This is a genomic window from Eggerthella timonensis (assembly GCF_900184265.1).
Classification (GTDB): Bacteria; Actinomycetota; Coriobacteriia; order Coriobacteriales; family Eggerthellaceae; genus Eggerthella; species Eggerthella timonensis.
In genome coordinates this window covers 3476410-3489209 of sequence record NZ_FXXA01000002.1, presented here as the reverse complement: position 1 = coordinate 3489209, position 12800 = coordinate 3476410, and the positions used below count along the sequence as shown (strand labels likewise).

Annotated in this window: 10 protein-coding genes; 5 read left to right on the top strand and 5 right to left on the bottom strand. The window is 64.5% G+C overall.

All coding sequences use genetic code 11. The features are described 5' to 3' along the window. Positions 1–175 precede the first annotated feature (175 nt). The 4 genes from C1A15_RS14905 to C1A15_RS14890 all read right to left on the bottom strand — a co-directional run bounded on the left by C1A15_RS14905 (position 176) and on the right by C1A15_RS14890 (position 5467). Positions 176–1807 (bottom strand): amidohydrolase, encoded by a 1632-nt coding sequence (locus C1A15_RS14905; RefSeq protein ID WP_101723295.1) that lies wholly within the window; start codon positions 1805–1807, stop codon positions 176–178. After that, a complete protein-coding gene (locus C1A15_RS14900; protein WP_101723294.1) occupies positions 1804–3231 on the bottom strand; it encodes an MATE family efflux transporter in 1428 nt (475 codons plus the stop codon). Before C1A15_RS14900 ends, C1A15_RS14905 begins: the two co-directional genes overlap by 4 nt. A gap of 215 nt (positions 3232–3446) precedes the next feature. Beyond that, positions 3447–4415, bottom strand: coding sequence for a helix-turn-helix transcriptional regulator (locus C1A15_RS14895; RefSeq protein WP_101723293.1), 969 nt, complete (start codon positions 4413–4415; stop codon positions 3447–3449). Positions 4416–4501: 86 nt separating this feature from the next. Continuing rightward, complete coding sequence (locus tag C1A15_RS14890; protein ID WP_101723292.1) at positions 4502–5467, bottom strand: helix-turn-helix domain-containing protein; 966 nt, start codon at positions 5465–5467, stop codon at positions 4502–4504. A 288-nt stretch (positions 5468–5755) separates the two neighbouring features. On the opposite strand from C1A15_RS14890, the gene ptcA reads away from it, so the two are divergent. From ptcA to arcC, 4 genes are all read left to right on the top strand, one after another. Then, positions 5756–6799: a putrescine carbamoyltransferase gene (gene ptcA, locus C1A15_RS14885; RefSeq protein WP_101723291.1), complete on the top strand. Its 1044-nt coding sequence runs from the start codon at positions 5756–5758 to the stop codon at positions 6797–6799. Between the two features lie 128 nt (positions 6800–6927). Continuing rightward, on the top strand, positions 6928–8430 hold the full coding sequence (locus C1A15_RS14880) for an APC family permease (RefSeq protein WP_101723290.1): 1503 nt from the start codon (positions 6928–6930) through the stop codon (positions 8428–8430). A gap of 67 nt (positions 8431–8497) precedes the next feature. Next, positions 8498–9658 (top strand): agmatine deiminase, encoded by a 1161-nt coding sequence (aguA, locus tag C1A15_RS14875; protein WP_101723289.1) that lies wholly within the window; start codon positions 8498–8500, stop codon positions 9656–9658. A gap of 186 nt (positions 9659–9844) precedes the next feature. Continuing rightward, positions 9845–10798 (top strand): carbamate kinase, encoded by a 954-nt coding sequence (arcC, locus tag C1A15_RS14870; protein ID WP_101723288.1) that lies wholly within the window; start codon positions 9845–9847, stop codon positions 10796–10798. On the opposite strand, the gene C1A15_RS14865 is transcribed toward arcC, so the two are convergent. Beyond that, positions 10788–11711 (bottom strand): BRO-N domain-containing protein, encoded by a 924-nt coding sequence (locus C1A15_RS14865; RefSeq protein ID WP_245865102.1) that lies wholly within the window; start codon positions 11709–11711, stop codon positions 10788–10790. The genes arcC and C1A15_RS14865 overlap by 11 nt on opposite strands. A gap of 273 nt (positions 11712–11984) precedes the next feature. Between C1A15_RS14865 and C1A15_RS14860 the strand changes: the two genes are divergently transcribed. Next, positions 11985–12719 (top strand): response regulator transcription factor, encoded by a 735-nt coding sequence (locus C1A15_RS14860; RefSeq protein ID WP_101723287.1) that lies wholly within the window; start codon positions 11985–11987, stop codon positions 12717–12719. The last annotated feature ends 81 nt before the right edge of the window (positions 12720–12800 follow it).

The window sequence follows — 12800 nt, the reverse complement described above, 5'->3', positions numbered from 1 at the left end:
GTTTCCCCGCCCCGCGGGATTATATGGGATTAGCTGGTTGCTCGAGGGCCCGCTCGGTCCCGCAAACGCACATTCGCCCCAAACACACGCATAAGGGGCCTGTGGCGTGTGTTTGGGGCGAATGTGCGCCTGAGGTGCCCGCGTTCGGCAGGCTCCCCAGGCGTCCCAAGCGTTCTTACTCCCCGAACACCTTCTTGCCGCCCAGGTACGTGGCCAGCACCTTCGCTCGCAGGATCTCCTCCGGCGCGCACGTCACGAGGTCGGTGTCGAGCACCGCGAGGTCGGCCAGCTTGCCCACCTCGAGCGACCCGACCTCGTCGCCGCGCCCCGCGGCGACGGCGCTGCCCAGCGTGTAGGCGCGCACGGCGTCGGCGGCGTCGATCTTCTCCTGAGGCTGCCAGCCGCCCGCGGGCTCGCCGGTGGCCGGGCTCTGGCGCGTGACGGCGTCGTAGATCACCTCGCGCGAGTTGATGTCCACCACGGGCGAGTCGGTGCCGAACGAGAACTTCACGCCCGCGTCGAGGTAGCTGCGATACGGCCACATCCATCGCGCTCGCTCGGGCCCCAGATCGCGCTCGATGCCGTTCGGGTCGAGCACCGTGTGGGGCGGCTGGCAGTTGGCCGACACGTCGAGCTCGGCCAGCCGCGCGATGTCCTCCGGCAGGAAGTTCTCGAGGTGCTCCAACCCGTTCTGGCCGGTCACGGGGCCGAACTTCTCGCGCGCCTCCTCGAAGATGTCGAGCGCCACGTGGATGGCGCGGTCGCCGATGGTGTGGATGCGTACGGCGAAGCCCTCCTCGGCCGCGCCCAGCACGATCCGGCGCATGCGCTCGGGGTCGGTGACTGGCGCGCCGCATTCGCCCTCGTACGCCGCGTTCGCATACGGCTCGGTGAGCCAGGCGGTGTGGGTGGACGACACGCCGTCGAAGAACTGCTTGAGGCCGGGCGAGCGCAAGAGGTCGTTGCCGGCGAACTCGTCGCGCAGCGCACGGGCGCGGGTGAGGTCCTCGAGCGCGGTGGGGAACATGTTGATGCGCACCGTCAGCTCGCCGCGCTCGGCGAGCCCGCGGTACACGTCGTCGCGCACGAAGTCGCCGCCCGGCACGGCCAAGAGCGACACGTCGCACACGCTCGTGATGCCCTCGGCGTTGAGGTCTGCCAGGAACTGCTTGATGCCGGCGTTCGTCTCCTCCTCGCTGAACTGCAGCATGGTGGGGATGAGCTGCGTGGCGGCGGTCTCCTGGATGATGCCGGTCAGCTCGCCGTGCTCGTCTTTTTGGTAGATGCCGCCGGCGGGCGGCACCGAGTCTTTCGTGATGCCGAACTTCTCGAGCCCCTTCGAATTCGTCCACAGCGTATGAGAGTCGCCAGACTGCAGGCACACGGGGCGGTCGGGGTAGGCGGCGTCGAGGATGTCCTTGCTCGGCAGCACGGGGTTGTCCCACAGCGGGTGGTACCAGCCGTACGACAGCATGAATTCGTCGGTCGGCCGGGCGTCCTCCACCTGCTTGAGCGCCTCGACGCAATCCTCGGGACACGTTCCCTCGCAGAACACCACGTAGGGCGAGCGGTCCATCGCCGAGGGGAAGAAGTGCAGGTGGGAATCGTGGAAGCCGGGGCAGACGAACGCGTCGCCCAGGTCGACCTCCCGGGTGGCGGGCCCTGCGTAGGCGGACGCCCCCTCGCGCGGGCCGACGAAGACGATGCGGCCGCTCTCGATGGCGATGCTGCCATCCATCGTGGCGTCGACGCCCGGCTCGGCGGTGAAGATGCGGGTGCTGCTCAGAATCAGATCGGCCGGCTTCATGCGACGGCTCCTTCCTGCGAGAGGTCAGACGTATCGGGTGCGGTCTCGGCGCGCAGCGAGCTCAGGCGGCGCAGCTCGCGCACCACGAACACCATGGTGAACGCGAAGCACAGCACGTCGGCCACCGGCTGCGCCCACCATACGCCCGTGATGCCCATGAACGAGGACATGATCATGATGCAGGGGACGGTGAAGATCAAATAGCGGCTCATGCCGAGCACCGTGGCGACGACCACCTTGTCCACGGCCTGGAAGTACGCCGACATCACGTTCGACACGCTTCCGAGGCACGCCAGCGCGCACAGCGGCAGGGCGTTCGCGGCGGCCAGCGCGATGAGGTCGGGCTCGTTGCCGCAGAAGATGGTGCAGATGGGGACGGCGCACACGATGAACAGCGCCGAGATCACGGCGATGGCGCCGGCGGTGTCCACCACGGCCACGCGGATGAGCGTCCTCAGGCGGTCGGGGCGCTTGGCGCCGAAGTTGACGCTGGCCAGGGGCTGCACGCCGTAGGTGGAGCACAGCCACATCATGTTGAGGATGTACACGAGGTATCCGTTGAGGATGGCGAACGCGGAAATCTCCAGGTCGCCGCCCAGCACGCCCAGGTAGTTGTTGATGACGGTGGTGTACACGAGGCTGGCCGCCTGCACGAGGAAGGTGGGCAGGCCGATGACGAGGATCTCGCGGCACAGCTTGCCCTCGATCTTCATGTCCGACAGCTTGATCTTGAAGTTCGTGTGCTTGCTGAAGATGAAGTAGAACACCACGACGAACCACAAGCCGATGGACGTGCCGTAGTACACGGCGGCGCCGGCCACGCCCATGTTCGCCAGGAAGATGGAGCAGTACAGCCACACGATGGCCAGCACGGCCGAGCCGAACATGGCGGCGGTTGCCAGCGCCGGCTTCTCGTCCACGCGCAGCACCGACGACATCATCTGGCCGAGGATGCAGAACGGGTAGAAGCACACGAAGATGCGCATGAACGTGACCACGCCGTCGACGAGGTCGGGCGTGGCGCCCAGCATGAGGGCGATCTGCGGCGCGAAGATGAAGATGAGCACCGAGATGGCGAGGATCAGGTAGGTGGACAGCCAGAAGCCCTGCGAGAACGCCTTGCGCGCGCCCGCTGCGTCGCCCGCTCCCAGGCGGTTGCCCGCCACGGTGGCTACGCCCATGCCCAGCGATCCGCCCAGCGCCAGGTTCAGCAGCTCGAGCGGCATGATGATGCCCACGACGGCCAGGCCGAACGATCCCAGGCCGTTGCCGATGATCACCCCCTCCAAGATAACCATGACGGCCTGCGCGGCCATGCCGATGAGCGTGATGAGCGAGTACTTGACGAACAGGCCGTGCACGGGTTTCGTGGCGAGCTCGCGGTCCTCGTCGTTGACCGCCACGGCGGTTGCATCTTCTGCCATCAGCGCTGCCCTCCTTTCCCAATCCGGTTGAAGCGGCGGTGCCGCTTTCTCGGGGCGGCCGGGCGGCCGCCCTCGCATGCGGGCGGCTCCCTTGCAGCCGCCCCTCTGGAAACGACCATACGCCCGACGTCCGGCCGGAGGAAAGTTTAGAAGGGGTTGGATTTCCCGTCCTCGGGATTAGAAGGGGTTAGCACGCTTTCGAACAGGGGAGATTCTCAGTCTTCCTTCCAGAAGCTTTGCAGCAGCTGCTGGCGCGAGCTGACGTTCGCCTTGCGGTAGATGTTGTGCACGTGCGCCTTCACCGTGCCGAGCGACAGCGTGAGCGCGCTCGCGATGTTCTGGTTGTCTTTGCCTTCCAGCAGCAGGGCCAGCACGTCGCGTTCGCGCGGCGTGAGCGCGTGGCGGTCGGCGAAGCGCGCCAGCTGGGTGTGGGCGCGCTGCTGCACCTTCGTGGTGGCGGCGGTAGGCGGCTCGTGGAAGCGGATGGACAGGGTGTCGGCCGCCGAACGGATGGCCAGCACGGCGCAGAAGATGACGGCGACGTTCTCGCACATGTTGCGCTCGCTGAGGTGGTACGTGAAGGACAGGTCGGTGATCTGCGGCGCAAGGTAGTACATCATGACGGAATCCTCCGTGAACACGAGCGCTATCATCACGGCGAACACGAGAAACGGCTTCCTCATGCGCAGCAGGTGCTGTCGCAGCGCCTCGTCGGCGCCTCGACGATACGACCAGAACCCGTAGGCCAGCGCGGCCGCCACGCACAGATCGCGCGTGCCGTAGAAGATCCACTGGCTCAGCCGAGAGTCCTGCACCGTCACCACGACGACGGCTTGCACGAGCACGCACGCGCAGCAGGGGACGGCGATGCGCGCCCAGCTGCGACGCTCGACGTACTCCAGCACCACCCACCACACGCTGACGATGAACAGCGTGGAGAACGCCAGCTTGATCCACGGGTGCAGGAAGGGGAACGTCACGATCTCCGCGAGCGTCTCGGGTTTCAGATACGAGTACTCGTCCAGGAAGATGAGCGACGTTTCCAGGCAGAAAGCGATGAAGAACGCCATGACGCCCAGGTAGGTGGTGCGGTGCGACACGAAGTAGGCCGACAGCGACATGCTGGCCGAAAACAGGCACATCAGGATGAACAGCATGGTGTAGCAGAACCAAACCTCGTTCATGGGCCCTCCTCGTCATGGGAATGAGACAGAGGGACGGGGGCAATGTCTCATTCTGCCGGATGAGACATTGCCCCCGTCCCTCTGTCTCATTCCTTCCAGAAGTCGCGGGTGAGCTCTTGGCGGCTCGCGTGATCCGTCTTCTTCAGGATGTTGTGCACGTGCGCTTTCACCGTGCCCAGGGCCAGCTGCAGCTCGCTCGCGATGTTCTGGTTATCCTTACCCTGCAGCACGAGGGCGAGGATCTCCCGCTCGCGGGCGGTCATGCCGTGACGCTCGCTGTAGGCGGGCAACAGGTCGTCGATCTGCTGGCGCACGACCGGGTTTTCGGACACTGGAGGCTCCTTGAACCGCAGGCGCAGCGTGGCGGCGGCTTCGCGTAGGCTGAAGAACGCGAACGCCAGCATGAGGAAGTTCTCGGAGAAGTTGCGCTCTGATATATAGAGGGGGAGCATGGTGGCTGACGCGGGGTCGGGATCCCATACGAGCATCATGAACGTGTCCTCGAGGATGATGCACATCGTCAACACGAGCGTGATGAGGAACAAAGGCTCCTGCCGTCGCATTCTGGTCTTCTCTATCTCGCTTTTCGTGGTGCGGTAGCGCAGAAGCGCATACGCGAGGCACCACAGCAGGAATATCTGGCGCATGCTGTAGAACAGCCATTGTTTGTACTGGCCCTCGGGCAGGGCGATGATGACGGTGGCGCTCAGCACGACGAAGCCGACGGCCGGCACGATGCGCAACCAGAGGCGCTTCTCGCCGAGGAAGTCGAGCGCGACGAGCCACAGCGATTGGATGATGCCCAGCGCGAAGAAGATTCTCAGAGCCGGTTGGTCGATGGTGTAGAACACCTCGAGGGGGAATTCGGTGTTCTGGCCGAGGTATTCGTTCTGGAAGATGAGCGCCAGGTCCAGAAAGTAGAACAGGAAGAACGCCACCATATACAAGTGGCTGCGCTTGCGGCAGACGAAGTACGCGGAAAGGGAGATCGTTCCCGCCGCGATGCAGACGAGCATGACGAGAATCGTGTAGAAGTAGAAGGCAATCTCCAAGGTTTAGTCCCCTCGCTTTCCCGCTTGCGGGTCGGCCGTTCTTCTTGCGGTCATTCTACCTCGTGGGTTTAGGAAGTCGTAACGGGGTTGTAGTGCTTTTGTAAACCGAGATTATAACACCTGATCAGAAGGTGGATTACCAAGGATTATTTCGGTTATAGATTCTTTTTCATGAAAATAATCTTCATTATTCCTTCACAACGGAAGGTGCCGGCCGCATAGTGGGCGCCATGAGAAGCGGCCGACGAACCGGAAGCCGCGGACACCGATTCCATACTAGGAGGAACCATGGCAGTCAAGGACTACATCGACACCAACGACTTCACCAAGGAAGAGCTGCTCGACATGATCGAGCTGGCGCGCTCCATGAAGGCGATGATCAAGGAGGGCGGCCGCTACCCGCTGATCCTGAAGAACCGCACGCTCGGCATGATCTTCCAGCAGGTGTCCACCCGCACCCGCATCTCCTTCGAGACGGCCATGACCGACCTGGGCGGCCACGCGCAGTTCTTCGGCCCGGGCACCATCCAGCTCGGCGGCCACGAGACCCTCGAGGACACCGCCCGCGTCATGGGCTCGCTCGTCGACATCCTCATGGCCCGCGTGAACCGCCACCCCGACGTGGTGGGCCTGGCCGCGAACTCCGCCGCGCCGGTCATCAACGGCATGTCCGACTACAACCACCCCACCCAGGAGCTCGGCGACCTTCTGACCATGATCGAGAACATGCCCGAGGGCAAGAGGATCGAAGACTGCAAGCTCGCCTTCGTCGGCGACGCCACGCAGGTGTGCGTCTCGCTCATGTTCATCGCCTCGAAGATGGGCATGGACTTCGTGCACTTCGGCCCCAAGGGCCATCAGGTGACCGACGGCGGCCTCGTGGTGGACAAGACCGTCGACATCATGGCCATCGCCGAGGAGAACTGCAAGGTCTCCGGCGGCACGGTCACCGTCTCCGACGACGTCGAGTGCATCAAGGGCGCCGACTTCGTCTACACCGACGTGTGGTACGGCCTCTACGACGAGGAGGAGGGCGGCGAGAGCTACATGGACGTCTTCTACCCCAAGTACCAGGTGACCATGGACATGATGGACTTCGCCGGCCCGGACTCCAAGTTCCTGCACTGCCTGCCGGCCACCCGCGGCGAGGAGGTCGTCGACGAGGTCATGGACCATCCCGAGCGCAGCCTGTGCTGGGTCGAGGCCGAGAACCGCAAGCACTCCATCCGCGCGATCCTCGCCTACCTCTGCCCCAAGCTGCCGGAGGACGACGCCGCCGCCGACGCCGCCGAGGCCCGCATGAACGCGGTGCTGGCGAAGATCGGCAAGTAGCACGTACTGCGAATGGCATGCAAGGCGACCGTCCCCTTGCATGCCATTGACCGAGCGCTCCACCGGGCCGGGCCCGCGACGTCAGCTGACGCGACCCGGTGGGGCTGACCCCCTGGAAGGGGAGACCAATGGGTAATAAAGTCAAGAAGTTCTCATTCATCAGCGTCATTCTTTCCGTGATCTGCGTGGTGTTCGTGGCCGAGGCCGCCGCTCCCGCTGCCGCCATCGGCAACCAGCAGTTCTTCTGGTGGATCTTCCTCATCATCACGTTCCTGCTTCCCTACGGCATGGTGGTGGCCGAGCTGGGAACCACCTACGATTCCGACGGCGGCCTGTACGATTGGATCCGCGAGGCCTTCGGCGATCGTTGGGGCAGTCGCGTGGCGTGGTACTACTGGATCAACTTCCCGCTGTGGATCGCGTCTCTGGCCACGCTGTTCCCCGACATCCTGGGAATGGTGTTCGGCGTCGAGTTCGAACTGGCGCCCGTCCTGCTCATCGAGCTGGCCTTCGTGTGGATCGTCGTGTTCATGAGCTTCTCGAAGGTGTCCGACTCCGCCTGGATCCTCAACGGCGGCGCCGTCCTCAAGGTGCTCATCGCGGTGTCCGTGGGCGGCCTCGGCATCTGGTACGCCGTGAACAACGGTTTCGCCAGCGACATGTCGCCGGCCACGTTCATGCCCGACCTCACCAACACCAACGCGCTGACGTACCTGTCCATCATCCTGTTCAACTTCATGGGCTTCGAGGTCATCTGCACCTTCGCCGGCGCTATGAAGAACCCCTCGCGCGACATCCCCAAGGCCATCGTGCTGGGCGGCCTGGCCATCGGCGCCATCTACCTGTTCTGCTCGTTCGGCATCGGCGCGGCCATCCCGGCCGACCAGATCGACCCGGACTTCGGCATGATCTACGCCGTGATGACCATGGTGGGCGAGGCGTCCCCGATCTTCATGCTCATCTGCATCATCTTCCTCGTCACCCTGTTCGCGAACATGGCCTCCTGGTCGTTCGGCGTGAACTTCGTGGCCGACTACGCCGCCAAGCACGGCAACATGCCCAAGGTGTTCTCGCATGAGAACGCGAAGACGGAGATGCCCACCGGCGCGGCCATCGTCAACGGCGTGGTGGCATCGCTCGCCCTCATGCTGCAGCTGATCCCGATCCCGGCCATCTCCGAGGGCATCTTCTGGATGCTGTTCTCCATGAACGTTGTGTTCCTGCTGATCAGCTACATCCCGATGTTCCCGGCGTTCCTGAAGCTGCGCAAGGTGGACCCGAACCGCAAGCGCGTGTTCACGTTCCCCTTCAAGGGCAAGCTCATGTACGTCATGCTGGCCATCCCCGCCATCGAGCTCGTGCTTGCCATCATCGCCACCATCGTGCCGCTCAACGGCACGGAGGAAGAGCTCTCGAAGATCCCCATGCTCATCGGCGTGATCGTGTTCGTGGTGCTCGGCGAAGTGGTGCGCATCTGGTCGAAGCGCGGTCGCACCGAAGAGTACAAGGGCCTGACCCCCGCCCTGGCCGCCGAGCGTTTGGCCGAGGAGGCCGCTGAAGAGGTTGGCGAGAATGCCGAGGCCGAAGAAGCGAAGGGCGATGCGGAAGCCGAGCCCGTACCGGTCGCATAGCAACCGAAGCAACCGCAAGCAACGCTTGAAAGCAAGTACTGCAAACCAAAACAGAAAGGTGTGCATTATGAAGACGATTCACGAGAACGTGTCCACCCCGAAGGCAGACGGCTACCGCATGCCCGGCGAGTTCGAGCCGCAGACCCGCATCTGGATGGCGTGGCCGCACCGCACCGACACGTGGGCCTGGGGCGCGAAGCCGGCCCAGAAGCAGTACGCCGACGTCGCCCGCGCCATCGCCGAGTTCGAGCCCGTCACGATGTGCGTGAACCAGGCCGACTACGCCAACGCCAAGGCCGTGTTCGAGGACGACGAGAACGTCACCGTCATCGAGATGACCACCGACGACGCGTGGGTGCGCGATACCGGCGCCACCTGGGTCGTCAACGACGAGGGCGACAAGCGCGCCGTGCATTGGCACTTCAACGCCTACGGCGGCTTCGAGAACGGCCTGTACTTCCCGTGGGACAAGGACGAGCAGATCGCGCTCAAGATGGCTGAGATGAGCGGCTGCCGCCGCTATCGTCCCGAGAGCTTCATCCTCGAGGGCGGCTCCATCCACGTCGACGGCGAGGGCACGGTCATCACCACCGACATGTGCCTGCTCGATCCCGGCCGCAACGCGTCGGTGACGGACTACGAGCCTTGGTCCGAAGAGCTGCGCGCGTACTGCGACGAGCAGCTCAAGAGCTACCTGGGCGTCGAGAAGGTCATCTGGGTCAAGGACGGCATCGATCCCGAGGAGACGAACGGCCACATCGACGACGTCGCCCAGATCGTCGCGCCCGGCAAGGTGCTGTGCATCTGGTCGGACGACCCGGACTACCCGTTCTACAACGAATGCCATGCCGCCTACGAGACGCTGTCGAACGCGACGGACGCCAAGGGCCGCAAGCTCGAGGTGACGAAGCTCTGCATGCCGGTGAATCCGCTGTACATGGACCAGGCGTCTTGCGATTCCATCGACACGGAGGAGTACGCCGAGCCACGCGTCGCCGACGAGCCGCTGATCGCCTCCTACATGAACTTCCTCATCGTCAACGGCGGCGTCATCGTGCCGCAGTACGGCGACGAGAACGACGCGCTGGCCGTGCAGCAGATCCAGGCCGCGTTCGACGAGGCGTGGGGCGAGGGCGCGTACAAGGCCGTGGGCGTGAAGACCGACCAGGTGGTCTTCGGCGGCGGCAACATCCACTGCATCACCCAGCAGGAGCCCGCCGGCAAGTAGCGCCAGCCAAGCAACCCTGCATTTTCCAGACGGCCCGGCCGTCCCCTGAGCAACCGGTGCGCACAGGCGGGGGACGGCGGGCCACGGAGCGGTCCTTTTCGCCAGGGGCCGCTCCGTTTTTGAGACAAAGGGACGGGGTAATCGTCTCATTCCCGTCCCCTCCGTTTTCCACTGAAGGAGGATTTTATGCCCTATCAAAAAGGAGAAGGCCCCAGCGTCGTCATCGCGCTCGGCGGCAACGCCCTGGGCAACACGCCCCAGGAGCAGCTGGCGCTCGTGAAGAACACGGCCAAGCACATCGTGGACATGGTGGGCGAGGGCACCAACGTCGTGGTCTCCCACGGCAACGGCCCGCAGGTCGGCATGATCAACAACGCGTTCGCCTACGCGTCCCAGCACGACGGCAAGACCCCGGAGATGCCGTTCCCCGAGGCCGGCGCCATGAGCCAGGGCTACATCGGCTACCAGCTGTCCCAGGCCATCCTCAACGACATGAAGGAGCGCGGCATCATGCGCTCCACGGCCTGCGTCGTGACCCAGACGGTCGTGGACCCGGACGACCCGGCGTTCCAGAACCCCACCAAGCCCGTCGGCGCCTTCCTCACCGAGGAGGAGGCCAAGGCCAAGGCCGAGGAGACCGGCTGGACGTTCAAGGAGGACGCCGGCCGCGGCTGGCGCCAGGTGGTGGCCTCGCCCAAGCCCGTGCGCATCGTCGAGTTCGACGCCGTGAAGGACCTCATGGACGACGGCTACATCGTGGTGTCCACGGGCGGCGGCGGCGTGCCGGTGTTCGAGACGGAGGACGGCTACGTCGGCGTCCCCGCCGTCATCGACAAGGACCGCTCCTCGGCCAAGCTCGCGGCCGACTTCGGCGCCGACATGCTCGTCATCCTCACGGCCGTCGAGAAGGTGTGCGTCAACTTCGGCAAGCCCGACCAGGCCGAGATCAGCACCATGACGGTCGCCGAGGCCGAGGAGTACATCGCCCAGGGCCAGTTCGCCCCCGGCTCCATGCTCCCGAAGGTGGAGGCGTGCATCGAGTACGTGCGCGCGTTCCCCGAGGGCAAGGCGCTCATCACGAGCCTCGAGTGCGCCGCCGCGGGCCTCGAGGGCAAGACGGGCACGGTCATCACGGCGTAAGGCCGCGACCTCGCATCGTCGCAGCAAGCTTCACCAGGCGCCCCGCCCGGACCTCGGTCCCGGCGGGGCGCTCTCGCGTCCGCTCGGCTTCGTCGGCCGTGCTGTCGATTGCCTGGACTTCGATCACCTTCCTGATGAGGCGGCCGAAGTCAGGCGCGGTGGCGGACGTGATCACGGGGCCGCCGATCTTCTTCTCGGCGGCCTTGCGGGCGACGCCCGCGACCTCGCCGCCCGAGCGCGCGACCTCGCGGTGCTCGGGCAGGCTGGCGGGGTCGACGGCGCGCTCGATTTCGGCGGTCGTCGCTTCCGCAAGCGTGCTGAGCGCCAGTTCCAGATCGCTCATGTTGTCGCGCAGGCTCTCGTTCGTCAGCCCCTTATGGGTTTTGTACTGGCGGGCGGTCATGTCCGACCAGGCGCGATAGATGTCGTTCGTCAGGATGGCGTACTCGGAGTTCGCCTTCACCCCGCGCTCGCGCCACTCGAACGTGAGGCTTTTCCTCACGCGGATGGAGAACAGGCGTTGGCTGATCCAATCCTCGGTGTAGCCTTTGCGGCGGTAGTACTCGATGGCGCGTTCGATGGCGAGCTCGGGGTCGAACACCTCGTCGACGCGCTCTTTGCCGACCTGCGCGAGCCAGAGCTTGAACGGCTCCGCCTTGGGCGAGGGGATGGACTGGACGAAGCGCAGGATCTGCTCGGCGGTGCCGGCGTCGGTTCGGTAGTGCTTGCCGTCTTTCGCCGACTGCATTTTCAGTTGTACACACTCCGTGTACATCTGACTTCCCTCTTCACGCAGACGCGCCTTGAGCTTGTTCCAGTAGTTGCGCGGATTCTTGCTCTCCGTCAGCACCGACACCACGTCGACGATCGAGAAGTACCACTCCTCCCCGTCTTCGACCCGTACCGATCTGATTTCGCGCCCCTCGAAGAATTACAGCTTATCGAGCCGGCTTTCCTCCTGCTTTGCGGTTTCGGACATAGCTCCGCCCTTCCTTTCTCGTAAAGGTTTCAAAAACGCCGACGGAGAGGCGAACGGAAGAGAAGCATGCGGTGAAAACGAAAGAAGCGGGACGCCGCTCGTCTCTGGTGTGAGCCCGCGGCATCTCGCTTGTGCTGCAATCAGTATATCAAACGAATGTTCGTATTTAAAGGGAGATATTCGGGGAATATGCGGTACAATACCCCCATGAGCGAACCTGCATCCATTTTGGTCATCGAGGACGACGCCGCCATCAACGAGGTGGTGGCGGTGAATCTGCGCCGCAACGGCTTCGCGTGCACGCAGGCGTTCTCGGGCAGCGAGGGGCGGCTGCTGCTGGACAGCGGCCAGCCGTTCGACCTCGTTATCACCGATCTCATGCTGCCCGGTTTGGCGGGCGAGGACGTCGTGCGGCTCGTGCGCGCGAGCATCGACGTGCCCGTCATCGTGATGTCGGCGCGCACGACTGCTGCCGACAAGGTGGCCTTGCTCGATCTGGGCGCCGACGACTACCTTGCCAAGCCGTTCGATCTCGACGAGCTGCTGGCTCGCGTGCAGGTGCAGCTGCGCCACGCCCAGGCCCGTCGCGCGCCCGCGCCCACGGCGTCTTCGACTGCCGCCCGTGCGGTCGAACCGAATGCCACGGCTCCTCTGCTCTACAAAGACTGGAAGGTCGACGTCGACGCTCGCACGCTGACGGTGCGCGGCGAGCAGGTGCGCCTCACGCGCCTCGAGTTCAACATCGTCGAGGCGCTCGTGCGCCGCCCGCGCAAGGTGTTCGCGAAGCGCGAGCTGTTCGAGATCGCCTGGAACGAGGAGAGCGCCGTCGAGGAGAAGGCCATCAACGTGCATGTCAGCAACATCCGCGGCAAGCTGCGCGCCGTCGGCTCCGCAGGCGAGATCGAGACGGTGTGGGGCATCGGCTTCAAGCTGGCCGAATGAGCGCGCTCTTCGAGTCGGAGGATTTCGCATCCGCCGTCTGGGTGCCCGCCGCGCCTATTCTTACAACTTTCTTAACGTTTT

What these genes read in the sequence shown, in the direction of transcription:
- C1A15_RS14880 (WP_101723290.1), top strand. Translation starts at nt 6,928, where the DNA reads ATGGGTAATAAAGTCAAGAAGTTCTCATTCATCAGCGTCATTCTTTCC.
- C1A15_RS14905 (WP_101723295.1), bottom strand. Translation starts at nt 1,807, where the DNA reads ATGAAGCCGGCCGATCTGATTCTGAGCAGCACCCGCATCTTCACCGCC.
- C1A15_RS14900 (WP_101723294.1), bottom strand. Translation starts at nt 3,231, where the DNA reads ATGGCAGAAGATGCAACCGCCGTGGCGGTCAACGACGAGGACCGCGAG.
- C1A15_RS14860 (WP_101723287.1), top strand. Translation starts at nt 11,985, where the DNA reads ATGAGCGAACCTGCATCCATTTTGGTCATCGAGGACGACGCCGCCATC.
- ptcA (WP_101723291.1), top strand. Translation starts at nt 5,756, where the DNA reads ATGGCAGTCAAGGACTACATCGACACCAACGACTTCACCAAGGAAGAG.
- C1A15_RS14895 (WP_101723293.1), bottom strand. Translation starts at nt 4,415, where the DNA reads ATGAACGAGGTTTGGTTCTGCTACACCATGCTGTTCATCCTGATGTGC.
- arcC (WP_101723288.1), top strand. Translation starts at nt 9,845, where the DNA reads ATGCCCTATCAAAAAGGAGAAGGCCCCAGCGTCGTCATCGCGCTCGGC.
- aguA (WP_101723289.1), top strand. Translation starts at nt 8,498, where the DNA reads ATGAAGACGATTCACGAGAACGTGTCCACCCCGAAGGCAGACGGCTAC.